Origin of the sequence: Alistipes sp. An66 (assembly GCF_002161445.1) — a bacterium.
GTDB lineage: Bacteria > Bacteroidota > Bacteroidia > Bacteroidales > Rikenellaceae > Alistipes > Alistipes cottocaccae.
The window spans coordinates 41,160-67,370 of the sequence record NZ_NFHT01000008.1 but is presented as its reverse complement, the minus strand read 5'-3'; the positions used below and the strand labels follow the sequence as shown (position 1 = coordinate 67,370).

At 58.8% G+C, this 26,211-nt stretch carries 24 protein-coding genes; 14 read left to right on the top strand and 10 right to left on the bottom strand.

The features are described from left to right. Window positions 1-104 precede the first annotated feature (104 nt). The 8 genes from plsX (at window position 105) to B5G16_RS07080 (ending at window position 7,436) form a co-directional block, all read left to right on the top strand. Window positions 105-1,052, top strand: a complete 948-nt coding sequence (gene plsX / locus B5G16_RS07115) for a phosphate acyltransferase PlsX (RefSeq protein ID WP_087262794.1) — start codon at window positions 105-107, stop codon at window positions 1,050-1,052. 28 nt (window positions 1,053-1,080) lie between these two features. After that, window positions 1,081-2,085, top strand: a complete 1,005-nt coding sequence (locus B5G16_RS07110; RefSeq protein WP_087262677.1) for a beta-ketoacyl-ACP synthase III — start codon at window positions 1,081-1,083, stop codon at window positions 2,083-2,085. Between the two features lie 456 nt (window positions 2,086-2,541). Beyond that, the gene (locus B5G16_RS07105; RefSeq protein WP_087262675.1) at window positions 2,542-3,519 is read left to right on the top strand and encodes a glycosyl transferase family 90; all 978 of its coding nucleotides are present in this window, start codon (window positions 2,542-2,544) and stop codon (window positions 3,517-3,519) included. A gap of 102 nt (window positions 3,520-3,621) precedes the next feature. Further along, entirely contained in the window at window positions 3,622-4,116 is a 495-nt protein-coding gene (locus B5G16_RS07100) for a GNAT family N-acetyltransferase (protein ID WP_204228058.1), read from the top strand. A 102-nt stretch (window positions 4,117-4,218) separates the two neighbouring features. Continuing rightward, a complete protein-coding gene (locus tag B5G16_RS07095; RefSeq protein WP_087262671.1) occupies window positions 4,219-4,896 on the top strand; it encodes a response regulator transcription factor in 678 nt (225 codons plus the stop codon). Further along, window positions 4,893-6,173, top strand: a complete 1,281-nt coding sequence (locus B5G16_RS07090) for a sensor histidine kinase (RefSeq protein ID WP_087262669.1) — start codon at window positions 4,893-4,895, stop codon at window positions 6,171-6,173. Before B5G16_RS07095 ends, B5G16_RS07090 begins: the two co-directional genes overlap by 4 nt. A gap of 94 nt (window positions 6,174-6,267) precedes the next feature. Then, entirely contained in the window at window positions 6,268-6,711 is a 444-nt protein-coding gene (locus B5G16_RS07085) for a PepSY-like domain-containing protein (RefSeq protein WP_087262667.1), read from the top strand. A gap of 200 nt (window positions 6,712-6,911) precedes the next feature. Next, on the top strand, window positions 6,912-7,436 hold the full coding sequence (locus B5G16_RS07080; RefSeq protein WP_204228056.1) for a ferritin: 525 nt from the start codon (window positions 6,912-6,914) through the stop codon (window positions 7,434-7,436). Between the two features lie 114 nt (window positions 7,437-7,550). Here the strand turns inward: B5G16_RS07080 and B5G16_RS07075 are convergent, their stop codons facing one another. Together B5G16_RS07075 and B5G16_RS07070 are read right to left on the bottom strand one after the other, a co-directional pair. Continuing rightward, the gene (locus B5G16_RS07075; RefSeq protein ID WP_087262665.1) at window positions 7,551-8,003 is read right to left on the bottom strand and encodes a GNAT family N-acetyltransferase; all 453 of its coding nucleotides are present in this window, start codon (window positions 8,001-8,003) and stop codon (window positions 7,551-7,553) included. A 1-nt stretch (window position 8,004) separates the two neighbouring features. After that, window positions 8,005-8,463 carry a YqaA family protein gene (locus B5G16_RS07070; RefSeq protein ID WP_087262663.1) on the bottom strand — a complete coding sequence of 153 codons (459 nt, stop codon included), beginning with the start codon at window positions 8,461-8,463 and terminating at the stop codon, window positions 8,005-8,007. A 148-nt stretch (window positions 8,464-8,611) separates the two neighbouring features. On the opposite strand from B5G16_RS07070, the gene B5G16_RS07065 reads away from it, so the two are divergent. From B5G16_RS07065 to B5G16_RS07040, 6 genes are all read left to right on the top strand, one after another. Beyond that, window positions 8,612-9,223 carry an RNA polymerase sigma-70 factor gene (locus tag B5G16_RS07065; protein ID WP_239406014.1) on the top strand — a complete coding sequence of 204 codons (612 nt, stop codon included), beginning with the start codon at window positions 8,612-8,614 and terminating at the stop codon, window positions 9,221-9,223. A gap of 79 nt (window positions 9,224-9,302) precedes the next feature. After that, window positions 9,303-10,304 carry a FecR family protein gene (locus tag B5G16_RS07060; RefSeq protein WP_087262788.1) on the top strand — a complete coding sequence of 334 codons (1,002 nt, stop codon included), beginning with the start codon at window positions 9,303-9,305 and terminating at the stop codon, window positions 10,302-10,304. Between the two features lie 261 nt (window positions 10,305-10,565). Beyond that, window positions 10,566-13,784 carry a SusC/RagA family TonB-linked outer membrane protein gene (locus B5G16_RS07055; protein ID WP_239406013.1) on the top strand — a complete coding sequence of 1,073 codons (3,219 nt, stop codon included), beginning with the start codon at window positions 10,566-10,568 and terminating at the stop codon, window positions 13,782-13,784. A 13-nt stretch (window positions 13,785-13,797) separates the two neighbouring features. Next, window positions 13,798-15,378 carry a SusD/RagB family nutrient-binding outer membrane lipoprotein gene (locus B5G16_RS07050; RefSeq protein WP_087262657.1) on the top strand — a complete coding sequence of 527 codons (1,581 nt, stop codon included), beginning with the start codon at window positions 13,798-13,800 and terminating at the stop codon, window positions 15,376-15,378. A gap of 39 nt (window positions 15,379-15,417) precedes the next feature. Then, window positions 15,418-17,703, top strand: coding sequence for a glycoside hydrolase family 18 (locus tag B5G16_RS07045; RefSeq protein ID WP_087262654.1), 2,286 nt, complete (start codon window positions 15,418-15,420; stop codon window positions 17,701-17,703). 26 nt (window positions 17,704-17,729) lie between these two features. Next, window positions 17,730-18,917, top strand: coding sequence for a DUF1735 and LamG domain-containing protein (locus B5G16_RS07040; RefSeq protein WP_162612039.1), 1,188 nt, complete (start codon window positions 17,730-17,732; stop codon window positions 18,915-18,917). 369 nt (window positions 18,918-19,286) lie between these two features. On the opposite strand, the gene B5G16_RS07035 is transcribed toward B5G16_RS07040, so the two are convergent. The 8 genes from B5G16_RS07035 to B5G16_RS07000 form a co-directional block, all read right to left on the bottom strand. After that, window positions 19,287-20,123 (bottom strand): hypothetical protein, encoded by an 837-nt coding sequence (locus B5G16_RS07035; protein ID WP_087262650.1) that lies wholly within the window; start codon window positions 20,121-20,123, stop codon window positions 19,287-19,289. Window positions 20,124-20,127: 4 nt separating this feature from the next. After that, complete coding sequence (locus tag B5G16_RS07030; RefSeq protein WP_162612038.1) at window positions 20,128-21,189, bottom strand: DUF3575 domain-containing protein; 1,062 nt, start codon at window positions 21,187-21,189, stop codon at window positions 20,128-20,130. A 190-nt stretch (window positions 21,190-21,379) separates the two neighbouring features. Then, window positions 21,380-22,486, bottom strand: a complete 1,107-nt coding sequence (locus tag B5G16_RS07025; RefSeq protein WP_087262786.1) for a helix-turn-helix transcriptional regulator — start codon at window positions 22,484-22,486, stop codon at window positions 21,380-21,382. A 129-nt stretch (window positions 22,487-22,615) separates the two neighbouring features. Then, entirely contained in the window at window positions 22,616-23,248 is a 633-nt protein-coding gene (locus tag B5G16_RS07020) for a hypothetical protein (RefSeq protein WP_087262646.1), read from the bottom strand. A 12-nt stretch (window positions 23,249-23,260) separates the two neighbouring features. After that, a complete protein-coding gene (locus B5G16_RS07015) occupies window positions 23,261-23,947 on the bottom strand; it encodes a hypothetical protein (RefSeq protein WP_087262644.1) in 687 nt (228 codons plus the stop codon). 27 nt (window positions 23,948-23,974) lie between these two features. After that, window positions 23,975-24,454, bottom strand: coding sequence for a hypothetical protein (locus B5G16_RS07010; protein ID WP_087262642.1), 480 nt, complete (start codon window positions 24,452-24,454; stop codon window positions 23,975-23,977). 117 nt (window positions 24,455-24,571) lie between these two features. After that, window positions 24,572-25,186 (bottom strand): TetR/AcrR family transcriptional regulator, encoded by a 615-nt coding sequence (locus B5G16_RS07005; protein ID WP_087262640.1) that lies wholly within the window; start codon window positions 25,184-25,186, stop codon window positions 24,572-24,574. Between the two features lie 291 nt (window positions 25,187-25,477). Continuing rightward, window positions 25,478-26,191 (bottom strand): hypothetical protein, encoded by a 714-nt coding sequence (locus B5G16_RS07000; RefSeq protein WP_087262638.1) that lies wholly within the window; start codon window positions 26,189-26,191, stop codon window positions 25,478-25,480. Window positions 26,192-26,211 lie beyond the last annotated feature (20 nt).

Sequence of the window (26,211 nt, the reverse complement as noted above, 5' to 3'; positions counted from 1 at the left end):
GAGACGGAAGGCTCTTTTTCAGTTTTTGAGCGGCCCTCGCACCGTGGACGGCACCGGCCGATCCCGGACGAAGGGTCCGAAGGTTTCAACCAACTCTTATGGATATGGTAAAGATTGGTGTAGATGCAATGGGCGGCGATTATGCTCCCGAAGCGGCGGTCAAAGGTGCTGTCATGGCACTCGATGCGATCGGTGCCGAGAGCCGGATCGTCCTCTTCGGCGACGAACGGCAGATCCGTTCCGTGCTCGCCTCGGAAGGTTGTCCGGCCGAGCGTTTCGACATTGTCCCCACGAGCGAAGTGATCGAAATGGGCGATCATCCGGCCAAGGCCTTCCAGGCCAAGAGCGATTCGAGCATCACGGTAGGTTTCGGTTATCTGGCCCGGGGAGCCGTCGACGGCTTCGCAAGCGCCGGATCGACCGGTGCCATGATGGTCGGGTCGATGTATGCCGTCAAACCGATCGAAGGGGTCATTCGTCCCACGATCTCGTCCATCGTCCCGACGGTCGCCGGACGTCCGGCACTGTTGCTCGACGTGGGTCTGAATGTCGACTGCAAACCCGAAGTGCTGGCCCAGTACGGTCTGATCGGTTCGATCTATGCCGAATCGGTTCTGGGCATCGAAAACCCCCGCGTCGCCGTGCTCAACATCGGCGAGGAGGAGACCAAGGGCAATGCGCAGGCGAAAGCCGTCTACGAATTGCTCAAAGCCGACGAACGGATCCGTTTCGTGGGCAATGTCGAGGGTTCGCACATCTTCTCGGGCAAGGTTGCCGATGTGATCGTCTGCGACGGCTTCGTCGGCAACACGGTTCTGAAAATGGCCGAAGGCCTTTACCGGATCAATATGGCGCTGGGCGGGCGCAATGCCTTCTGGGACGCCATGAATTATGAGAACGTGGGCGGCACGCCCGTTCTGGGAGTCAACGCCCCGGTCATCATCGGCCACGGATGTTCCTCCCCGCTGGCCATCAAGAGCATGATCCTCTCCACCGAGCAGGTCATCAAGGCCGGACTGACGGCACGGCTGCGGCGAGCGTTCGAAAATTAATCAGTTTTTGTAAGCAAAAGTTAAGTTAATGGGTAAGATAACAGCTGCGATTACGGGCGTAGGACAGTACCTCCCCGATTATATTCTCACCAACGACGAATTGAGCCGGATGGTCGACACCAACGACGAGTGGATCATGTCGCATACCGGTATCAAGACGCGCCACATCCTCAAAGGCGAGGGTATCGGTACCTCCTACATGGGAGCGCGTGCCGTCACGAACCTGCTCGACAAGACGGGCATTGATCCGATGTCGATCGACGTGGTGATCTGCGCGACGGTTACTCCCGACATGTTCTTCCCGTCGACGGGCAACCTGATCGCCGACCAGGCAGGCTGCAAGAATGCCTTTGCCTACGACGTCTCGGCTGCGTGCAGCGGATTCCTCTTCGCCCTGACGACCGGTGCGAAGTTCATCGAGTCGGGAACGAGCAAGCGGGTCATTGTCGTGGGTGCCGACAAGATGTCGTCGATCATCGACTATACGGACCGTTCGACCTGCCCGCTCTTCGGCGATGCGGCAGCGGCCGTACTGTTGGAGCCGAATACCGAAGGTTATGGCGTGATCGATTCGATCCTCCATTCGGACGGCTCGGGTGAGTTGCAGCTCTACATGAAGGCCGGCGGATCGCGCTATCCGGCGTCGATCGAGACGGTTCAGAACAACTGGCACACGATCATGTGGGATGGACATGCCGTCTTCAAGGCTGCCGTCTCGAAGATGTCCGACGTGTCGGTGGAGATGATGGAGCGGCATCATCTGACGGGTGACGACATCCGTTTCCTGGTCCCTCACCAGGCCAACCTGCGCATCATCGACGCCACGGCGCGCCGCATGGGCATTACGCAGGAGAAGTGCATGATCAACATCGACCGCAACGGCAATACGACGGCTGCGACGATCCCGACGTGTCTCTACGACTACGAAAAGGAGCTCCGCAAGGGCGACAACCTGATTCTGTCGGCTTTCGGCGGCGGATACACGTGGGGCGCCATCTACGTGAAGTGGGCCTACGACGGTTCGAAGGCGTAAGCGCGGGCCGGGCGGCAGCAGCAGGAAGGTCTGAAACGGGCCGGACGGCAACAGCATGAAGGTCTGACGCGGGCCGGGCGGCAGCAGCAGGAAGGTCTGAAACGGGCCGGACGGCAACAGCATGAAGGTCTGACGCGGGCCGGGCGGCAGCAGCATGAAGGTCTGAAACGGGCCGGGCGGCAGCAGCAGGAAGGTCTGACACGGGCCGGACGGCAACAGCATGAAGGTCTGACGCGGGCCGGGCGGCAACAGCATGAAGGTCTGACGCGGGCCGGGCGGCAACAGCATGAAGGTCTGACACGGGCCGGACGGCAAGCGGTTCGAAGGCGCAAGCGCGGCCCGAACGGCATGAAAAGAGGCGGAATCCGACGACGGGTTCCGCCTTTTTGTTGCTATTTTGGGGATAATTTTTACCTTTGCACCACGAAGAACCTTTTTCCACTCCTTATTCGACCCATGAATCGTCTGAATCGAATTTTTTATAACAAACGAATCAAATTCCTGTGGTTTCTGACGAGCTTCGCGCGTTACATGACGCCGAAGGTATTTTTACAGTCCCGGTTGGAGCGGGTGCTTGCGCGGGCGCAGCGGCGTCCCGACTGGGATTACATCAGCCGGCGGGCCGATTATTACAACCGGCTCGATCCGCAGAATCCGGCGGGGATTGACGGACTGTGGCCGCTGGCACAGCACCGCCTCCGCAAGGGAATCCGTTCGGCCTATTTCTTCGATACGTATGAATATACGCGGTGGTTCGACAACCGGCTGCGCTGGAATACGGTTCCGGGCGATGTGACGCAGGTTCCCGAGATCCCGTCGATCGTCAAGAGCCGTCCGATCCGGGACGACAACGCCAATTCGGTGCTGTTGAATCTGGACAAGGTGCGCCACTTCATCTTCCTGAAAGACGACATTCCGTTCCGCGAGAAGGAGAACCGGGCGATTTTCCGGCTGGCGGTCCGGAAGCGCCCCCATCGGGTGCGGTTCATGCAGATGTATTTCGGTTCGGCGTGCTGCGACGCCGGGGTCTCGGGGCCGGATCCGTCGTATCCGGACGAGTGGGTCAAGCCGCACATCTCGATGTACGACCATCTGAAATACAAGTTCATTCTGGCGATCGAGGGCTTCGACGTCGCGACGAACCTCAAATGGATCATGTCGTCGAATTCGCTGGCGGTGATGCCGCGCCCGACCTACGAGACGTGGTTCATGGAGGGCACGCTCGTCCCGAACTACCACTATGTGGAGATCAAGCCCGACTATTCGGACCTGGAAGAGCGCATGCGCTACTATATCGAGCATCCGGAGGAGGCGGAGGCGATCATCGCGCATGCCCACGAGTACATCGCGCAGTTCCGCGACCGGAAACGCGAGCGGATCATCTCGCTGCTGGTCCTGCAACGCTATTTCGAGCGGACCGGACAGATGGCGTAGCCGATTCTGCGAACTGGAAGCTGTCGGGCGGGAGCCCGTCGGCGATGCCCGTCTCCGCGGGCATCGTTTTTTTTGTCGGCGCGATGACAAGGACCCCGGAAAATGGCTATCTTTGGGGAGATGGATGCAAGGATACGAACGATCCGGAATTCGGAAATCCCGCTGCTGGACGATTTTCTCTACGAGGCGGTCTGGCAGCCGGACCCGCGGAATCCTCTGCCGCGGGAGGTGATCCGCATGCCGGCACTCCGGGCCTATGTCGAGGCGTTCGGGGCGCGGCCCACGGACTGCTGCCTGGTGGCCGAGGTCGGCGGACGGGTTGTCGGCGCCGCATGGAGCCGCTGCCTGCACGGATTCGGATGGGTCGGCGAGGGGATTCCGGAACTGGCCGTCGCTCTTCTTCCGCCGTACCGCGGGCGCGGTATCGGAACGCAGCTCTTGCGGGCGATGCTCGACGAACTGCGCGGACGGGGTTTTGACGGCGTGTCGCTCTCCGTACAGCAGGCCAATCCCGCCGTCGGACTCTATCGGCGGCTCGGGTTCCGCGTGGTCGAAGCCGCGGCCGGGGAGTACGTGATGCGCTGCGACTGGCGGTGAAAACGGACGGCGTTTCAGTTTCCTTTCGGATTCGGGTGTTACCTTTGTCTCCGGAGCCGGGCCGGTGCGGAGACCGGCGCTCCGGAAAATGGAATTTGCGATATGAAGATACTCATCGTGGAAGACGAACCCTCCCTGCGGGAGATCATGGCCCGGACGCTCGTCCGGGAGCAATACGTCGTCGAACAGGCCGCCGACTATGCCGCGGCGTCGGACAAACTCGCCGCTTACGACTACGACTGCATCCTGCTGGACATCATGCTGCCCGGCGGCAGCGGCCTGCAACTGCTCGAAGAGCTGAAACGCCGCCGCAGCCGCGCCGGCGTCATCATCATCTCGGCGCGCGATTCGCTGGATGACAAGATCGAGGGGCTCGAACTCGGTGCCGACGACTACCTCCCGAAGCCGTTCCACCTCGCGGAGTTGAGCGCCCGGATCCGGAGCGTGCTGCGCCGCCACCAGCGCGACGGCTACGAGAGCCTCGACGCGGGGAACGTGCGCCTGTGGCCCGACAGCCGGCGTGTGGAGGTGGCGGGGCGTCCGCTCGAACTCCTCCGCAAGGAGTACGACATCCTGCACTATTTCATGACCCGTCCGAACCACACGGTCGACAAGGCGGCGCTGGCCGAAGGGGTCTGGGGCGACCATATCGACCAGGTGGACAATTTCGATTTCGTCTACGCGCAGATGAAGAACCTGCGGCGCAAACTCCACGATGCGGGCGCCGACATCGAGATCCGCGCCGTCTACGGGTTCGGCTATAAACTGGTCCGGCCGTGAAACTCGTTTACCGCATTCTGCTGCACCTTTCGTGGGTCCTCTCGCTGCTGCTGGCGGCGTGGGCCGCGCTGTTCTACCTTGCGATGATCGACGAGATCAACGACGAGACGGACGACGCCCTCGAAGCGCGTGCCGAAGTGATCGTCAAGCGGGTGCTGGCCGGGCGTCAGCTCCCGGGGTCGGAGTCCGACGGCAACAGCGGTTACTTCCTGCGCGAGATGCCTGCGGGGTCTGCCATGACCCGTCCCGGTGAGACCTATACCGACGAGGAGATCTTCATCCCGGAGCGCGATGAGGAGGAGCCGGCACGGGTGTTGCGCAAGACCTTCCGCGACGCCGCCGGCCGCTGGTACGAACTGACGGTGATGACGCCCAGCATCGAGAAGGAGGATCTTGCCGAGGCGATCCTGTATGCGATCGTCTGGCTGTACCTTTCCCTGCTGCTGCTGGTGCTGCTGGTGACGATTCTGCTGCTTTATCGCACGATGCGGCCGCTGTATGCTTTGTTGCGGTGGCTCGACGGCTATACGGTGGGCGGACAGAATCCGCCGTTGGAGATCCGCACCTCCGTGACGGAGTTCCGCCGGCTCAACGATGCCGCACGCCGCTATGCCGCCCGGGCCGAGTCGACGTTCGAACGGCAGAAGCAGTTCATCGGAAACGCCTCGCACGAGATGCAGACGCCGCTGGCCGTCTGCCGCAACCGGCTCGAAATGCTCGTGGACGATGCCCGCGGCCTGACCGGGGAGCAGTTGGGCGAGATCGCCAAGGTGCAGCGTACGCTGGACCATCTTGTGCGGCTGAACCGTTCGCTGCTGCTGTTGTCGAAGATCGACAACGGTCAGTTCCCCGAGACCGAAGAGGTCGATCTGGCGGCGCTGGCCCGCCGCACGGGCGAGGATATGGAGGAGATCTACGCCCATCGCAGGATGCGCCTTTCGTTGCATGAGGAGACGCCGCTGTGCGTGCGTATGAACCCTTCGCTGGCGGGAAGTCTGGTCGGGAATCTGGTGAAGAACGCCTTCGTGCACGGCGCCGAAGGGGGCGAGGTGCGGGTCCGGATCGCGGAGCGGCGCTTCGAGATCGAAAACGACGCCGCGCAGGGTCCGCTCGATGCCGCGCATATCTTCGAACGCTTCTACCAGGGGACGAAAAAGGAGGGGGCCACGGGCCTGGGACTGGCCATCGCGGATGCCGTCTGCCGCCTCTACGGCCTGCGGATCGCCTATGCCTTTCGCGACGGACGCCATGTTTTTACGGTGGATTTTCCGCAGTGAGGCCCGTTTTTTCAGATTCGTTTCAGTTTCGGGCGGCATCTTTGCCCTGTGAAACAACAGATCCGTAGAACCCATTAAAAAACGAACGATGACTATGAAACGGCTCACGATTATTCTGGCCCCGCTTTTTGTCGCACTCTCGGTCCTCCCGGCCTCTGCCGGCAACGACCGCATCATCACCGTGGGGGAGCTCCCGGCCGCCTCGCAGCAATTCATCTCGACCTGTTTCAAGGAGGTGGAGGTCTCCTATGCGAAGGTCGATGAGGAGTGGTTCGACAAGGAGTACAAGGTGGTCTTCGTCGACGGCTCGAAGGTCGAGTTCGTCCGGAGCGGCGCGTGGAAGGAGATCGACTGCAAGTACGGCGAGGTGCCGGCCGGCGCGGTCTCGGCTCCGATCCGCGATTGCGTCGCAGCGCGTTTCCCCGGGCGCAGGATCATCTGCATCGAGCGGGACCGCCGCAACTGCGAAGTAAAACTCGACAACGGCCTCGAACTCGAATTCGACGCCGATTTCCGCCTGGTCGACATCGACGACTGACCCCGTGCGGCGGATTGCCCGGCACAGGTCTTGTCTCCTTCGGGAGATTGCGGCATCCGGATTGCATCCCGGATGCCGTTTATATTTAAGGCTTATCGGTGTATAAAATAATGTGATAGGATTTTTTGTGAAAATAATGGGAAACTATTGTATATTTGTCCCAGCAAACAAGAATAAACCAATCTAAAAAAGTTACCGTTATGTTGAGTAAGCAATTGCATGAGGCGCTGAATGCGCAGATCAATGCCGAGTTGTGGTCGGCCTATCTCTATCTTTCGATGTCGATGGACGCCGAGGCCAAGGGGTTGAAGGGCGTTGCGAACTGGTTCTACGTGCAGTTCCAGGAGGAGCAGGACCATGCCCGCATCCTGATGAACTACATCCTTTCGCGCGACGAGAAGGTTACGCTGCTTCCCATCGAGGAGGTCCGCACCGAGTGGGCTTCGCCGTTGGAGATGTTCCAGGATACGCTGACCCACGAGAAGAAGGTTACGGCGATGATCAACAACCTGGCTGCGATCGCCGCCGAGGACAAGGATTTCGCATCGTCGAACATGCTGGTCTGGTTCGTCGACGAGCAGGTCGAGGAGGAGGAGTCGGCCCGCGGAATGATCACGGCCTGCGAGGCGGTCGAGGGAAACAAGTTCGGGCTCTACATGCTCGACAAGGAGCTGGCCGCCCGTGTCTACACGCAGGCTGCGCCGCTGGCTTCGGCGAACGATTGATCCCCCGTTCTGGCAAGAGCGCAAGTTTTTTTGTCATAGTAGTGTGCGTCCGGTCCCGACTTGTGCGGAACCGGATTTTTTTGGCCTGTCGGCGGGGATCGGGAGGTGTCCGGACTACTTCGGAAGAAGCTCCATGCGCAGGCGCACCATGTGGCGGCATTCGACTCCGTTTTCGATGATCGGGGCGGGATAGTGCTTGCGGAAATAGTCGACGTCAACCCCGCAGCGGACGAATCCGCACCGTTCGTAGAGCGCAATCTGACCCGTTCCGGAGTCTCCGGTTCCGATTTCGAGGATCCGGAACCCTGCCTTGCGGGCGGTTTGGATGGCGTGTCGCAGCAGGGCGGTCCCGATCCCCTGTCGCTGGCGGTCGGGGGCTACGGCGATATTCACGATCTCGGCCGTGAAGGGCCGTGTGTGCAGCAGCAGGTATTGCCCGACGATCAGGCCCTCCTCGAAGGCGGCATGGCAATGGCTGCGTCCGGCATAGTCTGCGATGGAGGCCTCCGATTCGTCGGCCAGCAGGAGCAGTTCGCGGGAAGGGGTATCGGTCGGGCGGATCTCCATGTCAGAAAAGGGAAAGGACGCCTTCGAACGACACCAGGATGACGATGTAACGCAGGGTTTTACCGATGAGCATCGAGCAGCCCGTGAGCCAGACGTTGCTGCGCATCAGCCCCAGAACGATGGCTATGGCCTCGCCGATCGTGGGCAGGAAGGTGAAGAAGGCCATCAGGGCTCCGCGTCCGGAGAGGAATTTCCGGGCTCGGGCCAGCTGGCGCGTCGAGACGCCCAGCCGCGTGATCCACTCGGTTTTCCCGAGCGACCCGATCCAGTAGCAGGTCATGCCGCCGAGGGTGTTGCCCAGTGCCGCGGCGGCGACGCACCCCACGGGGTCGAGCCCCATGCGGACCAGCACGACCATCACGGCTTCGGAACTGAACGGCAGGATGCTTCCGGCGACGAACGCCGAGAGGAACAGGCCCAAATAACCCCACTCGATGAAGAATTGCGTGATTGCTTCCATCTCTCCGGATCCGGGCCCTGCGGAGGCCCTTGCGGACAAAGGTAGCGAAAAATTCCGTTCGGGCGTCTCCCGAAAAGCTTCGTCCGTCGTAATTTTTTGAATATACGGGATAATGTTGTATTTTTGCCCGGCCCATGCTTCAATGCCGATGAGAGCCGTAGAACAAGAAGATACGTTATGTCCGGCGGACATGCAGGACAACCGCCGGGTTGTCGAAATGCTCCGTGCCGGCAACGAAGCCTGTTTCCAATCCCTTTTCCGGCGCTATTACAAACCCCTGTGCACATACGCCACCCGGTTCGTCAGCCTCTCCCGCGCCGAGGAACTGGTGCAGGACACCCTGATGTGGATTTGGGAGAACCGGAATTCCCTGCTCCCGGAATTGCCGCTCAAATCGCTGCTCTTCACGATCGTGAAAAACAAGGCGCTCAACAGCGCCTCGCGCAACTCGATTCGCAACCGCGTCATGCGCGAACTGGCCGAGTCCTATGAGGAACGGTTCGATGATCCGGACCTGTATGTGGAGAACGAACTGATGCAGCGCCTGACCGCGGCACTGCGGAAGATGCCGCCGGAGTTCCAGCAGACGTTCCGCATGCACCGTCTCGAAGGCATGACCCACCGGGAGATCGCCGAGGCCCTCCATGTCTCTCCCCAGACGGTCAACTACCGCATCGGACAGACCGTCCGCATGCTGCGCGAGGAGCTGAAAGACTGCTGGCCCTTGATGCTCCTGCTCTTCGGACACGACTTTTTTTGACGGATTCTTGAAAAAAAATGTTTTCCCGTTAGTATTTTTTGCTGACGGATTGTATTACTATGCAGACAAGCAAATGAAAATGGCGGATTTTGAAATCAACGACGAAGCGCTGGTCGCTTACCTGGACGGCGAACTGGATGCAGCACGGGCTGCGGCCGTGGAGGCGTGGTACGACGCTTCGGAGGAGAACCGAAAACGGCTCGGTGAAGTCTATTACATTCTGTATGTACACGACCGGATCAACGATGCTTCGGGTATCGACGTGGAGCAGGCACTCCGTCGGTGCAGGGAGCGTCTGCACGACCGGGCCCGCCGGGCCATGTGGCGGCGTGGTCTGGCCCGGTTCTCCGCGGCGGCAATCGTCGTGGTACTGCTGGCCGGCGGCTGGTCGCTCTCGTCGTCCGTGGCGCGTCTGACACGTCCCGTGACGATCTGTACCGAGCTGGGAGAGCGCTCCCAGGCGGTGCTCCCCGACGGAACGAAGGTCTGGCTCAACTCGTCGAGCCGCGTGGAGTATGCCGCGTCGTTCTTCTCCCGCAAGCGCCGGGTGACGATGGACGGCGAGGCCTATTTCGAAGTGGCGCACGACAAACGGGCCCCGTTCGTGGTTTCGACGGGCGGACTCGATATCCGGGTGCTCGGAACACGTTTCAATGTCCACAACGACCCGGAGCGCAATTCGGTGACCACCGTGCTGCTCGAAGGCTCGGTCGAGGCCGCCAGCCGGGGCCGCACGCGGAACACCGCGCTGCTGCACCCCTCGCAGCAGCTGGTCTTCGATACGCAGACGGAAAACATGCTCCTGACCGATATCCCCTCGGCCGAACGCTCGATCAACTGGATTCACGGACGTTTCAGCTTCGAGCACAGCACCTTCGAGGAGATCGTCCGGGAACTCACCCGCTATTACAATGTGGATATCCGCTTCCAGGACGACGGGTTGCGTCAGATGCGCTTCTCGGGAGACTTCCAGGTTGAGGACGGCATCTACCACATCATGTCGGTCCTGCAACTGACCTACAAGTTCAACTATCGGATCGTCGGAAACGACATCGAAATTTACACCAATACAGATCTGTAACCTGACCACTTCGAAACCTAAAACTTGTTGCCTATGGGGGAATAATCGCTCAATCATGAGATTCGCGGATCTTCGCGATGATTTCAGACAACCTTGTAATCAAAACCTACTTCAACCTGTTATATGAAAAACTTCAACCTTGCCGCAGGCAGGGAGAGACGGTCCGTCTTTTGCCGTCTTCGTTGCCTGCTTCTTGTTTCGATGCTACTGTCGGGCTTTACCCTTCGGGCAGCGACACAGATGCCGCAATCGGCCCCGCATGTGACCCTCGATCTTCGGGACGTTGCGATCATCACGGTCTTCCAGACTATTCAACAACAAACGGACTATTCGTTCGTTTACAATACCTCCGATATCGATACTGAACGGAAAGTGACCGTCGTCGCCCGTGACGAGGCGCTCACTGGGGTCCTGAACCGGCTGTTCGCCGACCTCGACATCGCTTATACCCTTCGGGACAAGCATATCGTACTGTCGCGCAAGGCGCAGACATCTGCCCGCACCGCGGAGAGCGGCGTCAGCGGTACGGTGAAGGATGAGAAGGGCATGGCACTGGTCGGTGCCACGGTGCTCCTTCAAGGAACGACGATCGGCGCGGCCGTCGATCTCGACGGCAACTTCTCCCTGCCGCAGGCCAAGGCGGGCGACGTGCTCGAAATCTCGCTGATCGGCTATGCGAAACAGGAGATTCCGGTGACGGGCGCGGTCACGACGTTCGAAATCGTCATGCGCGAGGACAACGAGGTCCTCGACGCCGTGGTGGTGACGGCCCTCGGTATCAAGCGTAAGGAGAAGGCCCTGACCTACAACGTGCAGGAGGTCTCCGGCTCGATCGTCAACACGGTCAAGGATGCCAACTTCATGAATTCGCTCTCGGGCAAGATCGCCGGTTTGCAGATCAATGCCAGCGCCTCGGGAGCCGGCGGTTCGACCCGCGTGGTGATGCGTGGCGTCAAATCGCTCAACGGCGACAACAACGCCCTCTACGTGGTCGACGGTATTCCGCTGCCGAGCCTGCGTTCGAAGCAGACCGAGGGCATCTACGAGACGCCCGACGGCGGCGATTACGAGGGTATATCCAGCATCAACCCCGAGGATATCGAGTCGATGTCGGTGCTGACGGGTGCTACGGCTGCCGCGCTGTACGGATCGCAGGGCGCCAACGGCGTGATCCTGATCACGACCAAACGCGGCCAGGAGGGGCGCGTACGGGTGAACTACTCGAACAGCACGACCTTCTCGTCGCCGTTCGTGATGCCGAAGTTCCAGAATACCTACGGCACGGATGTCAACTCGCCGTCGATGAGCTGGGGTGAGAAACTCGCCACTCCCTCGTCCTACGATCCGAAGGACTTCTTCCAGACGGGATTCGACGAGACCAATGCCATCGGCATCACGGGCGGTACGGAGCGCAACCAGACCTATTTCTCGGCTGCATCGGTCAATACGCGGGGCATCATCCCGAACAACGTCTACAACCGTTACAACTTCTCGGTGCGCAACACGGCCGAACTGGTCGAGAACAAACTGACGCTCGACCTGGGTGCCTCCTACATGAAGCAGTACAGCCGCAACCCGCTGATTCAGGGTATCTACCACAACCCGCTCATCGGCGTCTACCTCTTCCCGCGCGGGGACGATATCCGGAAATATCAGGTCTACGAGCGCTACAACCCGAATCTGGGTTACAGCGAGCAGTTCTGGGGCCTGGAATTCATCAACGGCGTCGAGAATCCCTACTGGGTGGTCAACCGCGAGATCTTCGAGAATACCTCGAACCGCTATACGTTCCATGCGACGCTGAAATGGGACCTGCTCGACTGGTTGAGCCTCACGGGCCGCGTGCGCACGGACAACATGGTGATGAACTACACGCGCAAGATCGCGGCTTCGTCGAACCTGCTCTTCGCTTCGGAATACGGAAACTACCTCAACCACACGTCGCGCCACAGCAACCTCTATGCCGATGCGCTGCTGTCGATCGACAAGAGCTTCTGGGACAACGCCTTCTCCGTGCAGTTCAACTTCGGTGCGAGCCTGACCGACGACAAGAATACGCTGACGGGCTATGAGGGACACCTGGCGGGTATTCCCAACAAGTTCACCTTCAACAACATCGTGACCAGCGATCTGAACACCCTGCCCATGGAGGAGAACTACCACGATCAGAATCAGGCGATCTATGCCACGTTGCAGTTGGGCTGGAAGGGGATGCTCTACCTCGACGCCACGTTCCGCAACGAGTGGGCCTCGCAGCTGGCCTTCACGCAGCAGATGAACATCTTCTACCCGTCGGTGGGACTTTCGGCCGTGATCTCGTCGATGACCGACCTCTCGAAAGCCGGCATTTCGTTCCTGAAACTCCGCGCCTCCTATGCCGAGGTGGGCAACCCGCCGCAGCGCTTCATCACGGCGGCGAACTACGCGATCAAGAACGGCGTCACCACCACCCAGACCTATGCTCCGGCCACGCACCTGCGTCCCGAACGCACGAAGTCGTTCGAGGTCGGCATGAACGCCAAGTTCCTGGGCAACAAGATCTGGCTCGATGCCACCTACTACGATACGAACACCTACAACCAGCTCTTCCTCTACGACGCTCCTCCCAGCACGGGCTACAAGCAGTCGTACCTGAACGCCGGAAAGGTCAACAACTGGGGTGTCGAGGCCGTTGCGGGATACAAGAACACGTGGAACGGATTCTCGTGGTCGACGGCGTTCAACTTCTCGCTGAACCGCAACAAGATCCGCGAACTGGTTCCCGAGGGGACGATCGATCCCGTCACGGGTGCCGAGGTCTCGCTGCCGGAGGTGAATATGGATTTCGGCGGCTACCGCGTGAAACTCCGCAAGGGAGGCTCGATCGGCGATTTCTATGTCACGGGTCTCAAAACCGACGATCAGGGCCAGATCTATGTCGATCCCAACAGCGGTTCGGTCTCGATCGATCCCGATACGTGGATCTATGCGGGCAACACCGACGCCCGTTACCGCATGGGCTGGAACAACCAGTTCTCCTGGAAGGGCATATCGCTCGGCGTGCTGGTCGATGCACGCATCGGCGGCCGCGGCGTCTCGGTGACGCAGGCGCTGATGGACCGTTTCGGCGTATCGCAGGCTTCGGCCGATGCCCGTGAGGCAGGCGGCGTGCGCATCTCCGAGAAACAGACGATTCTCGGCGTCAAGGACTTCTATGCCAATACGGGCGACGGCATGGGCATGTTGTCGCAGTATGTGTACAGCATGACGAACGTCCGCCTGCGCGAACTGACGCTCGGATACGACCTCCCGTCGTCGTGGTTCAACGACAAACTCCGGGCTACGGTGTCGCTCATCGGCCGCAACCTGTTCATGTTCTACAACAAGGCGCCGTTCGATCCGGAGGTGACGCCCTCGACGAGCACCTATTATCAGAATCTCGACTTCTTCATGCAGCCCAGCGTGCGGACGATCGGGTTCAGCGTAAGGCTTCAATTCTAATACAGCGTGATCTATGAAAAAGACTGAAAGCAGAATCAAGATATGTCTGGGCGTTGTTCTCGCATTGGCCGTTGCGGCATCGTCCTGTACGGGAGACTTCGAATATTTCAATACCGATCCCAACGCTGCACAGGAGGTGGACCAGGCGTCGCTCATCACCACGATGCAGCTGGATGCGGCCTATCCGACGACGGGCGACACGACGGAACCCGTCAACCGCTACCAGACGGGCTGGAACCTGCTGGCCGACCACTATGCCGGATACATGGCCTGTGCAAACCACTTCGACGGCGGCAGCAACCCGATGGTCTACAACCTGACGGCCAATAATTGGAGCAATACGGTCTTCCAGGTGGCCTTTACGCAGGTGATGCCGGCGTGGCTGATGCTCAAATCGGGCTATGAGGAGGGCATCCTGACGGCCCATGCGATGGCCGTGGCCGACATTCTCAAAGTGCTGACGCTGCACCGTGCGAGCGACATGTACGGGCCGCTGCCGGTGCTGCATTTCGGGGAGGCCAAAAATCCCTACGATTCCCAGGAGACGCTCTACCACCACTTCTTCGAGACGCTCGACCAGTCGATCAAGACGCTCCGGGAGCGGATCGAGGTCGCTCCGGACGACCGCTCGCTGGAAAAGGTCGACGCCATCTACGGGGGCGATCTGAAAAAGTGGCTGCTGTTCGCCAATTCGCTCAAACTGCGTCTGGCAATCCGGATCCGCTACGTCGAACCGGAACTCTCGAAGCAGTACGCTTCGGAGGCGATCGAGAGCGGAGTCATCACCTCGACGCAGAATAATGCCATGTTGAAGAGTTATCGCCAGATTACGATCAGCAATCCGATGGAGATGATCTGGAACTCCTACAACGACGCGCGCATGAGTGCTTCGATGGACTCCTACCTGAACGGTTACGAGGATCCGCGCCGGGAGACGATGTTCCAGGCGGCGACGATCGACGGCGGCGGTTATCACGGCGTGCGGAACGGCCTGGGCAACACCGAGCAGAAGTACTACACGAATATGTCGGCCCCCAACATCCAGACCAATACGCCGATGAACTGGCTGCTGGCCTCGGAGGTTGCCTTCCTCAAGGCCGAATACTGCCTCATGACGGGCGACAACGAAGGGGCGAAATCCAACTACGAGGAGGGCATCCGCCTGTCGTTCGCGGAGAATGGACTCTCGACGGGAGCCGCCGATACCTATGCACAGAGCGAGAATCTTCCCGCCTACTTTACGGACGTTTCGGAGAATCCGACGAAGTATTCGACCGGAGCGCTGGGCAAGGTTGCGGTCAAGTGGGAGAATGACGGCAACGAACTGGAACGCATCATCACGCAGAAATGGATTGCGCTCTTCCCGAACGGCATGGAGGCCTGGGCCGAGTTCCGCCGCACGGGTTTCCCGCGGATCTTCCCGATTGTGGAGCCCAGTCAGGACCCGAGCATCGACAAGAACGTGCAGATCCGCCGCATGGTCTTCCCCAAGCTCGAATATGCGAACAATGCGGGTGCGGTGAATGCGGCCGTGCGCCTGCTGGGCGGTTCCGACAACGGCGGTACGAAGCTTTGGTGGGACAAGAAGAATTGAAAAAAGGAGTGAATTGTTTCCAAGAAAATCGAAAAACTCATGAAAAGAGCATTCATTCAGATATTGACGCTGCTTGCGGGTCTGGCCCTGCTTTTCTCCTGTGAGAAGCAGACGACCCCCGAACCGGTCCGGATCCAGTATCCGGATAAGCAGTCGCCCTTCCCGCGCGACGATGCCTACTATGCACGTCTGCGGGCCTATAAAAAGACCGATCACAAACTGGCTTTCGGGTGGTACGGATCCTGGACGGGGATCGGAGCCTCGGAGCAGAGCCGCCTGCGCAGCGCTCCCGACTCGATGGACATCATCTCGATTTGGAGCCAGTGGCACAGTCTGAGCCCCGAGCAGATCGAGGACAAGGCCTTCGTGCAGCAGGTCAAGGGGACGAAGGTCGTCTTCTGTATCTCGGCGAAGGACATGCCCGAGGAGTTCAAGGTCAACGGACAGATCACCGAGGAGGGTATCGTGGCCTACGCCAAGGCGTGGGGCAAGGATTCGATGGACAAGTATCAGTACGACGGTATGGATATCGACTTCGAAACGGCTTCCGACCACATTGGCCCGATGAACCAGAACCCGGAGAATTTCAAGAAGTTTGCCGAGGAGTTGAGCAAGTATATCGGCCCCAAGTCGGGAACGGGACGTCTGTTCCTGATCGACGGCAACATTGACAGCGACTGGCTTCCGGCCAACATCGGTGAGCTCTGTGATTATGCCGTTTCGCAGGCTTACAACTGCTATGGAGCGGCCAATCTCCGTCAGAGAACGTCCAATGCCGCCTCGCGCAGCTGGCGTCCCGAGCAGATCATCTTCACCGAGAACTTCGAGTCGCTCTGGCAGACCGGCGGCGCCAACTATTCCTACAACGGCCAGACGATCCCCTCGCTGCTGGGTATGGCCTACTTCGCCATGGAGGAGACCTCCTGCGGCTTCGGCGCCTACCACATGGAGTATGAGTACGGCAATGCGGAGATGCCCTACAAGTACATGCGTCAGGCGATCCAGATTGCCAATCCGGCACCGCAGGGCGATTACTCGAAGAATCTGCTGACGCTGGATCAGGCGGGTGAGATGAGTGTGAACCTGGTTCGTTTCCCGTCGGGAGCCACCGAGGCGGTTGCCGTTTCGCTGACGGGGTCGTTGTCGGGCTTTGCCGCCACGGACATGACCATTCCTTTGGTGCTGGATCCCTCGCTTGTCCAGGCCTACAATGAATACAACTATACCGATTACGAGGCGATCGATCCTGCAAACGTATCCTTCTCGGGGTCGTTCCACTTTGCGGCCGGCTCACGGCATTCGTCGGAAGAATTGCCCGTGCGGATGACCATTACGGGTGGAAACCTGGAACCCGGCAAGTCGTATCTGGCCGTCGTGCGTGCCGACCATTCGGGTATTGCGGGCGTTGCCTCCAACACGGCGAGCGAGATCCTCTACGTGAAGGTGTCGGTGAGCGAAGATACGAAGACCAACAGCGTGGGTCTTACCGGCAAACAGATCGAGAATTTGGAGATCGTTGCGCTGGGCGACGGTACGCTGATCGAGGCGGGGACCTGCGAGCTGGGATTCTCCCTGCAATACGGAGCCTCGGAGGATGTCACCTTCGCGCTGGATGTGGATCCGACCCTGGTCGAACAGTACAATAAGACCCACGGAACCTCCTATCAGCTCCTGTCGGTGGACAAGACGACGCGGCCCGAGTCGATCGTCCTGCGGCAGGGCGAGAAGACGGCCCCGACGATCACCATCGGCGTCAGGGATCCCGAAACCCTCGAGAACGGCGACTACATGATCGCCTACCGGATTGACCTGGGGAATTCGGACGACTATTGGCTTTATGACGAAAGCCAGCTGACGCGCTATGTCATTATCTCGAAGTCGCAGACCAATGTGGAGGAAAAGGTCGATTCTGTCGATGGAACGATTATCGAGGATCGGACGGGCTGGAAGTACACGGCTAACGGCACCGATTACTCGGAAGATATGTTTGATGGTGATTTAAAAGATGGATGGACCGTTTTTACGGATGAAACGCCCGAAGTGAAGGTAGAGGTGGATATGGCGTCGGTACGGACGATCGTTGGCTGGCGTATGGGATTCATCGATTATTCGTTCAAGCAGTTGCGCGATGTTGCGGTAAGTGTTGACGGACAGAAATGGGAGTCGCAAGCTTCGGGTGACGTTGAACTTGCGCTTACGGAGGGAAACTGGCGATATCTGCAATTGCGCAGCCCGGTCGAGTGCCGATATATCCGGATGACCATTATCCCCTATTCTTGGGCTTATAACAGCTGTGAGTTTGAGGCTTACGCGCCGAAAAATTAATTGCCTAAAAAACAGAAACTATGGAAATGAAACGAATATGGGCCGCACTGGCATCTGTTTTGATCCTTGCAGGATGTCAGGAAGCTGCTGAATACGAGCCTTCGATCTACATCACGGAGGCCCAGCGGGAACAGGCAAAGGTCGTAACGATCTCTGCGGCCGGAGAGAAAGCCCGGTTTTCGATCTCCGCTTCGCAGATTGTGGACAGGGATACCCGCGTGACCGTCGAGGTTTGCCCCGAACTGCTCGAATCCTACAACATCTCTTCCGGACGCTCGTCGATACTGCTTGACGAGACGTTGTATGACTTCTCGAAGAATGAGGCGACAATCAAGGCCGGAACCAATGTCTCGGATGATATAGAGATTACCATGAATCAGCCGCTCGATCCGGGAAAGTTCTATTGTCTGCCGCTTCGGATTGTGCATACCGATGGCAGTATGCCGATTCTCGCATCGTCGAGCACGCTTTATCTTGTGTTGCGGGCTCCGGCTCGGGGCAAGGGCGTCTACATCGGGTCCGGCAACAAATACGTCGTGCCGGGGTTCTACAACCAGAGCGACCTGTCGGCTCTTCCGGAGGTTACGCTCGAATGCCGGGTCTATGTGGAGAACTTCCAGAACAACAATCCTTACATTTCGTCGATCATGGGTCTCGAAGGCGAAGTCTGCCTGCGTTTCGGCGACGTGAAGATCGACAACAATGTCTTCCAGGTCTGCAAGGGCGACTACCAGCCGGCGGCGACCGCATCTCCGTGTTCCACCGGGAAGTGGTATCATGTGGCCGGCGTTTGGAGCCGGAGTACGCTGCGTATTTACCTGGACGGACAGTTCGTCACCGAGATGAAGCACAAGGGCGAGACGGTGAACCTTTCGACCGTCCACAGTTCGCCCAGCGGAAAGATCGGATTTGGCCTCGGGTGTGCCTCGATTTACCAGGGCAACCGGCCTTTGGACGGCTATCTGGCCGAGGCGCGGGTCTGGACGCGGGCACTCTCGGCGAACGAGATCGCCAATGTCAAGGATCTGGTGGTTGTCGATCCGCAGTCTCCCGACCTGCTGGCCTACTGGAAGATGGACGAGTGTGAAAAGACCAACTACCAAGACCCCAATTCGAGTTGGACGATAAACAACAAGATTGTCGATCAGACCGGGCATGGATACGATGCCTGCGGCCTTTCCGGGAATCCGTCGTTCAAGGAGGCGACGTGGTAACAGTGCGTTTTCCGCAGGGACGGGTCTCGGCGGAGGGTCGGTAGACCCCCTCGTCGGCCCGGACTTGCGACAAGACGATAGGGATGGGAATTTTTTTGGGGACGGACGGCCTTCGGGCCGTCCGTTTTTTTGTCCGGAGAGGGGCGTGCGGGCCCGTCGGGCCCGGGACCTTTCGTCGGAGTTCCGGTTGCAGCGGGTCCGACAGAGCGAAGGGGCGGCTCCTGTACGGAGCCGCCCCTTCGCTCTTGGGAGGTCGGTCGTTCAGAGTGCTGGCACGGGCCGCACCTCACGGCCGTCGGGAAGACGGTGCCGGGCGCCTGTCTGTCCCGATTCGGGCGGCGTGACGTCGTCCCGTCCGCACGGCAGGAATCACCGGGAGGTACGTATCGTAACGGTCTTTTTGATAACCAGCGGAACCGTCCGGTCTGTGGTGTTGAAATCCTTGAACTCCTCCGAGAGGTCGATCGGATCACTCGTTATCCAATCAAAAACCGTTTCGGTTTCGATGAGTAATTCAAGCTCCATTTTGATGGTCAGATCCTCCATGACGCCCAGCATCCGGGTTTGGCCCGTCAGTCGGTTGCCCGATTGCGGTTCGCACTCGATTGCCGTAATCATCTGTTGTCCGGCCGGTTTGTTGGCTTCGCAATCCCAGGCATCGGTCGTTCCGTTGATATACACGAAAAAGGAGTTGTAATCTTCCAGGTCGACTCCCTCGATCGTCAGGTCGATCTCCACCGGGCGGGTGATCTGGCGCATCGGCACCGTAATCTCATAATCGCGGTCAGCCTCGATGGCCTGCGTCACGCTGCCCCAGAAAAAGTATCCGGGAACTTCGTAAAAGTAGTAGACCTCGGGACTTACCGGACCTCTTGTGCTGTGGGACAGCGCTTCGATTTGGGCGTAGAGCGAAACGATCGAACCGTTGAGTTGGAGGTTGTCGGCCTCATTGCAGACTTGCAGGGAATAGGTCCCGGGTTCGAGGAGGTTGGGGATTTCGAAACGGGTCTCGGAGACGAGCCAGGCCAATTCGGGGCTCAACAGACGGATGCCGTACCGGTCGGGCATGGCGGCATCCGGGGAGCGTTTCGACCAGTCGGTGATGAGGGTGATTTTCCCCGTTCCGGGGTGGCTCCAGTCGACCTCGACCTTGACACATCCGGCGAGTATGATCGCCGCGCATATTGAGAAAAGAGTCTTTTTCATGGCGTCAGTTGATTTTCCAGATGAAATTTACGCCGGCCTGGATCGGCAGGACGGTATTTTTTTCGAGATTGTCGTTGATGTAGGCGTTCATGTTTCCCTCCCGGCGGTAGCTTTCGTATTCGAGGTGTACATAGCCCACTCCGAGGGTGAAGTCGAGGTCCCAGCAGCGGGAGAGTTTCATGCGGTAGCCGCCCATGACGCCTCCGGCCAGCACGTCGCCCTGATATCCCTTGTCGCCGGGTTTGAGGTTGAAACCTCCGGCCAGGAACTGCGGGCCTACGAACCAGTTCATCTTCTCACCGAGGTAGATGCGCACTTCGGGTGCCACGAACCATCCGGCCCAGTTGTGTTCCCACGAGTCTTTTTTCCACATGGCATAGCCTCCGTTGACGACGATTCCCACCCGTTCGGCGGGCCGCCATTCGATGCCGAGGTTCGGCATCAGTCCCAACCAGTAGAGCGCATTGGTGCGCAGGGCGAACTTTCCGGGATTCCACGGCTCGGCTTCGGTCTGGGGAACTTCGGCAACGGGGGCCGGTTCCGGCGCGATGTCCGTTGCGGCTTCGGCCGTTGTCTCGGCCGTTGTCTCGGCCGGGGTCGGGGCCGGGGTCTCCATGGCGGGAGTCGGTTCGGGGGCGGGTTCGGGCTGCGGTGCGGGTTCGACGAGGATGCGCACCGTGGCGACGGCACGCCGGGCCTTTCCGTAGTCGGGCTCTGCGGTGTCGATGCCGGCACCCCGGGCGGAGATCTGTCCGGCCGGGAAACCCTTTCGGATCAGGTAGCCGGCGACGTTGTCCGCACGGCGTTGCGTGACGATGCGGTTGGCTGCGACGGTACCCGTCGGGTCGGCCCATCCGACGATCTCAACCGTGGCCTCGGGATGGCTGTCGAGGAGGGCCAGAAGCGGTTCCAGCGCCTGAATCTGGGTTTCGTCCGTGACGGTCCATTTGTTCCAGCGGAACTGGACGGTGTATTCACCGATGACCTCGGGCTCTGCGGCCCGAATTCCGGCAATACAGCACAATGCAGCGAAGGCTGCGAGCAGAGAGCGGATTTTTTTGTTCATACGGAAGTTTTTGGAGATATTCGGGAATTGAACATTTTTACCAAAAATACGAACAAAAAACATCCGGTCAAAATCGGCAAAGGCTCCTTTTGTAGTTTAGGCAAGAAATTGCGGTTCAGGCAAGAAAAATTGTGGTTCAGGCAAAAAAAATTGTTACACAGACAAATTTTTCCGGAATCATCCCGCCGTGTTAATCCTTCAATTTGCGCCATCGGGCGGGGGTGCAGGACTCCTTTTCGGTGAAGATCCGCGTGAAGTGGCTTTGCGAGAGAAACCCCGAGGCTTCGGAGATCCAGGAGACGGTCTGCTCGGGATGCTTCACGAGCATGCTCTTGGCGTATTCCAGACGCAGCATCGTGATCCATTCCCGGAAAGAGGTGTGGTAAGTCGTCTTGATGTAATCGGCCAGATAGGTCCGGTTGGTCCCGAGTTCCTCGGCCAGCTCCTCGATGGTGAGTCCCGGCTGTGTGAATCCGTGCCCGTTGAGCCAGAGTGTGAGTTTCGGCGGAATGGTGAGGTGCCCGATCGGCGCGGTATCCTCGCTGTCGGGGAGATTCGTATCGGGCTTGCATTCCATTTCGGATTCGAGGATGCGCTCCACCTGTTCGTAGAAGAGCAGGTAGTTCATGTACGAGCAGAAGAGGTAGATGTAGAAGGGGATCGAGGAGAGGACCCACAGAAAGACGTAGCGTTTCGGCAGGAAGGTCAGCACTCCGCACCCGACGCCGTAGACGACGGCCCAGTAGGTGAAGATCGAGAGCCAGCGGATATAGGCGGCGATGTGGTCCGAGTGGAAGTCATCGACTATGCGCACGGCCTTCCGGTAGGTGCGTACGAGCCTCCGGGCGAGGCGGAAGGCGTAGACGAAGAACCAGATGGCCATGATCAGCAGTCCGATGAACTGGGGGATTCCGGCGGGCATCAGGAGCAGCACGACGGCCGACACGCCCGTGAAGAGCAGCCATCCGAGGATGTGCCGCAGGAAGCGGTTCCGGCAGAGGTAGTTCCGGTCGAGCAGCGAAGTCAGGGCCGAGCTGAACAGCCAGGCCGAGAGGTAGTAGGTCGAGAGGTTCAGGAAGATGGCCTGGTCCGGATGCGAGAAGCGCAGTTCGCACAGCAGGTGTACGAGGTAGTTGGCGGCCAGAACCAGCAGGGCCACGCCCATGATTCGCCGCGAGCGGAGGTAGTTGCTGAAAATGGGTTTGTCGGGGGTTCGGGCCGTTAGGAAGTAGATGCCGAAGAAGAGCATCAGGGCCAGGGCGGCACAGAGGGAGTATCCGTATAAGGGGTGGTTCATGGAACGTGCGTACTTGGGCTTGAAGATCAGGTAAAGGTACAAAAAAATCGGAAACAGTTCTCGAAAACCTTGTTTTGTCCCTTTTCCTGTGTCGGCTCTCCTGCCCGACACGTTTTGAAACCGACCGGGTTATTGTTTTCCGAAGGGGGAGTGTTCCAACAGGGCCTCCGCGGGGATTCCGGCCGACTGCGGCCAGAAAAATTCATCCTCCGTATCGTCGCACCAAAAGAGCGGCAGCATCAGAGGCAGATACTGGAACAGGTGGCGGCCGTCGGTCAGACTTGCGAAGACCACGATGAAACTATTCATCCGCATGCGCTCGTCCCAGGCAAAGCGCCACGAAAGATAGAGGTTCTGCATCCGTCCGGGACGGGTCACTACATCCACGCCCTCTTCTTCATCGGGAGTGAAATGGCCCGAGTCGAGCGACAGTTCGCCCAGCTCCATGAACCCTTCGGGGGCTTGAAGGACGCACGTCGCCTTGAAACACTCCCTGCGGCGGATCGAGCGGTGGGGAATCGTCGCGCGGGCCACCACCCAGACCGAATCCGCATGCCGGATGGCGTGCTCGACCTCGAAGCGCACCTGCGGACGTTCGAGGGGTTTCAGCCGGCGGTTGACAAGGTCGGCATCCTCCGAGTCGTGCCATCGGGTTGATTCGCTGACCGCGACGGTCGGTTCGAGACGCGCGGTTCTCCGGGTGGTAGCGCAACCTGCGGTTGTCAGCAGCATGGCGGCGCAGATCCAGCGTTTGGGTCCCATGATCCGTGCCGGTCAGTCGTCGATGGCAACCTCGCCAGCAGCGTCGGCCGTGAAGGCGACGGTGTAGTAGTTCGTCACGGTGAAGCGGCCCTGGTATTCGGGCGACTCGCTCTCGTCGACGTAATTCAGTTCGAACTGTACCTGCATCTGTTGCGACTCCGCACGGTACTCCTCGCTGCGGTTCCAGCGGTCGACGTTGCTCAACGACACCGGCCAGACCCGGAAACGGAACATCCCGGCCGACTTCAATGTCAGCTTCTTGCCCTCCTCATCGGACATCACCAGCGCATCCGCCGCTTCGCCGATTTTCTGAAGGTAGTCAAAGTCGATGGCCGCGAGGTCAAGCGGTGTCGAACAGGCGTAGGAGTTGGTCTGACGATCGTTCTGCTCCGGGCCGTCGGTCTCGAACTTCCCGTTGGTGAGTTGGAACGCGAGGTGGTAGTTGTTGTTGTCGGCGTCGATATAATAGACGTCGATATACGTGAGGATGTTCTCCAGTTGGCGGTCACGGTTGTCCTCGCGCCACTCCACCTCGTAGATCTTGTATTTCGAAGTGTCCACATGCTCCGCAACGAGTTCCCTGATTTTGGCAAGTCCCTCGGCGGAGGCCATCGGGAAGGTTTCGCCCGAGCCGCAGGCCGTAAGCGTCAAGGCGGCGACAACAATCGCCACGGCAATTTTCGTCAGTTTGATCATCATATCCGTATGTTTTTTGTTTATTGTTTTTTATCCCAAAAGCGAACGGAAGGCTTCGAACTCCTCCCACGAATCGAAATATTTGGCCTCGAAGATGATGTAGTTGTCCGGCGTCTTGACCTTGCACTGGTGTTCTTCCTCGTCATCCTTCACATACTCAATGTCGGAGGTGAGGAACGAGCGGTATTCGACCTTCCCCTTTTCGACCTCGGGGTAGGTTACGCGCGTGCCGTCGACGGTGATCCGCCCGCCTGCGGCTTTCAGCGCCCGGGCATTGCGTATGCCCCGCCAGGTGAAGAAGAGCAGCAGCACGCCGCCCACAATCAGAATGGTCGAGAAGACTGCCGGCGAGAGAATCCGCAGATGGCGGATACGAAGACCAAAGGGAAAGAGGGCCGGAATGACGATCATCCCCACGCCGAAGGCCAGATTCGACCACTGGTTCGTGAAGATGCTCGCAGGCGTGTAGTTGAAGCTCCTTTGGATGCGTTCGAAAGGTTTGTTTTCCATAAAAGTTACCGGTTGGTCAGTTTTTTATGGAGGCAAAGATAGCATAAAAAAGCAAAAATATGACCGATCGGTCATATTTTTGCTTCGATTTTTGGGAAAAGGCCCTACGGGGACTCCCTACCGCGTCAACAGCCCGTATATATGGTGGAAACGCTTGCGGAGAATTCCGACATCGAGGCCGTCGGAGAAAGACATCTGATAGGCCAGTCCGATGAAGACCTGCCGGAACAGAGCGGCGGCTTCCTGTATGTCGGTGTCTTCGCGCAGTTCGCCGCGTTCGACCCCCCCCCGAATGATGTCGTTCCAGAGTAGCTCCTCCTTTTCCATCCACTCGTGGAGTTTCTGCTTGCCGTCGGGATAGTAGAAGAGCACCTGCTGGTAGAGGTGAAAGTAACCGGCATTGGCCAACTGTCCGGGCATCTTCTCCCGCTGGATGTTGCCCAGGCGCACGATTTCGGCCATCGTGCGCTCCACGCCCTCGACGTATTTGTCGATGAAGTCGCGCAGCGACCCGTCCGACGGGGCGAACTTGTTTTCGGGGTCTTGGAGATGGAAGAGATAGCGGTCGGCCACGGCGATGAACAGATCGAGTTTCGAGGGATAATAGTTGAAGATCCCGGTTTTGGTCAGCCCGACGCTGTGGGCGATCATTTGCAGGCTGACGCTCTCGTAGTTCATCGACATGAAGAGTTGCAGGGCATTTTGCAGAATCTCTTCCCGATTGGTTTTCATGGCCGTTTGTTTTTCGATTTCAAAGATACGTGCTATTTCGGGGAAAAACGAAGATTTCCCAAATTTTCATAAGACAATCTTGAAAAACTCGTCCTGATCAACATTTTTTAGTTCATGAATGGAAAGAGATGTATCGCTCAAGTGTCGCTTTTACCTTTTATTCCGCCCTTCCCGTTTGGTAGCGACAAGCCAAAGCCGCCGGAGGGATTTGCGCAAGGTTTGCCTGTGGCAACTTGTTCTGACCTTGCGCGGTCCGTCCGGCAGCTTATCTTTGCGGCAGAAAGGGAAGGGCTACTTGTTTTTTAACTTCGCAGCATCGCGTTTGAGCTGTTCGGCCTCTTGAGCTTTCAGCCGCGCCTGCTCGTCGAGAGCGGCCCTTCTGCGTACCAACCGCTCGTACTTCTCGACATCCTGCCGCATTGAGTCGATACGTCGTTGGTCCCGCTCAGTCTCGAACAACTCCTCCAATTCCGACAGCCGCTTCGGCGATGCCTCGCCTTTCATCAGCACATAGCGATACTTCAGGTCGTTGTCATACCGGCTGCGGTCGGGCCGCCAGTCCAGGTAGAGCCCGACAGACTGCACTGCAATCACGATAAACATCGACATGAAGAGCCAGAAGTTGCGAGTTGCGTCTAGTGAGAACGAGAAGCGGTGCTGAACCATCCGCGGCGGCAGCTCCTCGGGAATCTCCAATTCAGCCACTTTCTCGTCGATCTCCGAAATCTGCACTCCGAGGTCTTCGCTAATCTGCTCCTGCCGCTCGGAGATCGCTTGCAGCCGTTGTTCGATCCGATGGCCCCGTTCCTGCTGTGCCTCGCTTACCCTTGTCTGGGCCTGTTCCAATTGCAGAATCCGAATCTGCAGATGCTTGATCGCGTCCGTATCAATGGTTGCTACCGGTTGCGATCGGGCCTCGGCCAACTCCGTGCGGAGCGTTTTGATAAGGGTCTCCTTCAACTCTTCGTACATCTCGAAGGAGAGCTCCAGGGTGTTCTCTTTCATCTTTTCGTATTTTAGGTTTG

Excerpts from the sequence above, each read along its gene's own strand:
- plsX (WP_087262794.1), top strand. The coding sequence starts at position 105 with ATGGTAAAGATTGGTGTAGATGCAATGGGCGGCGATTATGCTCCCGAA.
- B5G16_RS07110 (WP_087262677.1), top strand. The coding sequence starts at position 1,081 with ATGGGTAAGATAACAGCTGCGATTACGGGCGTAGGACAGTACCTCCCC.
- B5G16_RS07105 (WP_087262675.1), top strand. The coding sequence starts at position 2,542 with ATGAATCGTCTGAATCGAATTTTTTATAACAAACGAATCAAATTCCTG.
- B5G16_RS07100 (WP_204228058.1), top strand. The coding sequence starts at position 3,622 with ATGGCTATCTTTGGGGAGATGGATGCAAGGATACGAACGATCCGGAAT.
- B5G16_RS07095 (WP_087262671.1), top strand. The coding sequence starts at position 4,219 with ATGAAGATACTCATCGTGGAAGACGAACCCTCCCTGCGGGAGATCATG.
- B5G16_RS07085 (WP_087262667.1), top strand. The coding sequence starts at position 6,268 with ATGAAACGGCTCACGATTATTCTGGCCCCGCTTTTTGTCGCACTCTCG.
- B5G16_RS07080 (WP_204228056.1), top strand. The coding sequence starts at position 6,912 with ATGTTGAGTAAGCAATTGCATGAGGCGCTGAATGCGCAGATCAATGCC.
- B5G16_RS07075 (WP_087262665.1), bottom strand. The coding sequence starts at position 8,003 with ATGGAGATCCGCCCGACCGATACCCCTTCCCGCGAACTGCTCCTGCTG.
- B5G16_RS07070 (WP_087262663.1), bottom strand. The coding sequence starts at position 8,463 with ATGGAAGCAATCACGCAATTCTTCATCGAGTGGGGTTATTTGGGCCTG.
- B5G16_RS07065 (WP_239406014.1), top strand. The coding sequence starts at position 8,612 with ATGAGAGCCGTAGAACAAGAAGATACGTTATGTCCGGCGGACATGCAG.
- B5G16_RS07060 (WP_087262788.1), top strand. The coding sequence starts at position 9,303 with ATGGCGGATTTTGAAATCAACGACGAAGCGCTGGTCGCTTACCTGGAC.
- B5G16_RS07050 (WP_087262657.1), top strand. The coding sequence starts at position 13,798 with ATGAAAAAGACTGAAAGCAGAATCAAGATATGTCTGGGCGTTGTTCTC.
- B5G16_RS07045 (WP_087262654.1), top strand. The coding sequence starts at position 15,418 with ATGAAAAGAGCATTCATTCAGATATTGACGCTGCTTGCGGGTCTGGCC.
- B5G16_RS07040 (WP_162612039.1), top strand. The coding sequence starts at position 17,730 with ATGAAACGAATATGGGCCGCACTGGCATCTGTTTTGATCCTTGCAGGA.
- B5G16_RS07035 (WP_087262650.1), bottom strand. The coding sequence starts at position 20,123 with ATGAAAAAGACTCTTTTCTCAATATGCGCGGCGATCATACTCGCCGGA.
- B5G16_RS07030 (WP_162612038.1), bottom strand. The coding sequence starts at position 21,189 with ATGAACAAAAAAATCCGCTCTCTGCTCGCAGCCTTCGCTGCATTGTGC.
- B5G16_RS07025 (WP_087262786.1), bottom strand. The coding sequence starts at position 22,486 with ATGAACCACCCCTTATACGGATACTCCCTCTGTGCCGCCCTGGCCCTG.
- B5G16_RS07020 (WP_087262646.1), bottom strand. The coding sequence starts at position 23,248 with ATGGGACCCAAACGCTGGATCTGCGCCGCCATGCTGCTGACAACCGCA.
- B5G16_RS07015 (WP_087262644.1), bottom strand. The coding sequence starts at position 23,947 with ATGATGATCAAACTGACGAAAATTGCCGTGGCGATTGTTGTCGCCGCC.
- B5G16_RS07010 (WP_087262642.1), bottom strand. The coding sequence starts at position 24,454 with ATGGAAAACAAACCTTTCGAACGCATCCAAAGGAGCTTCAACTACACG.
- B5G16_RS07005 (WP_087262640.1), bottom strand. The coding sequence starts at position 25,186 with ATGAAAACCAATCGGGAAGAGATTCTGCAAAATGCCCTGCAACTCTTC.
- B5G16_RS07000 (WP_087262638.1), bottom strand. The coding sequence starts at position 26,191 with ATGAAAGAGAACACCCTGGAGCTCTCCTTCGAGATGTACGAAGAGTTG.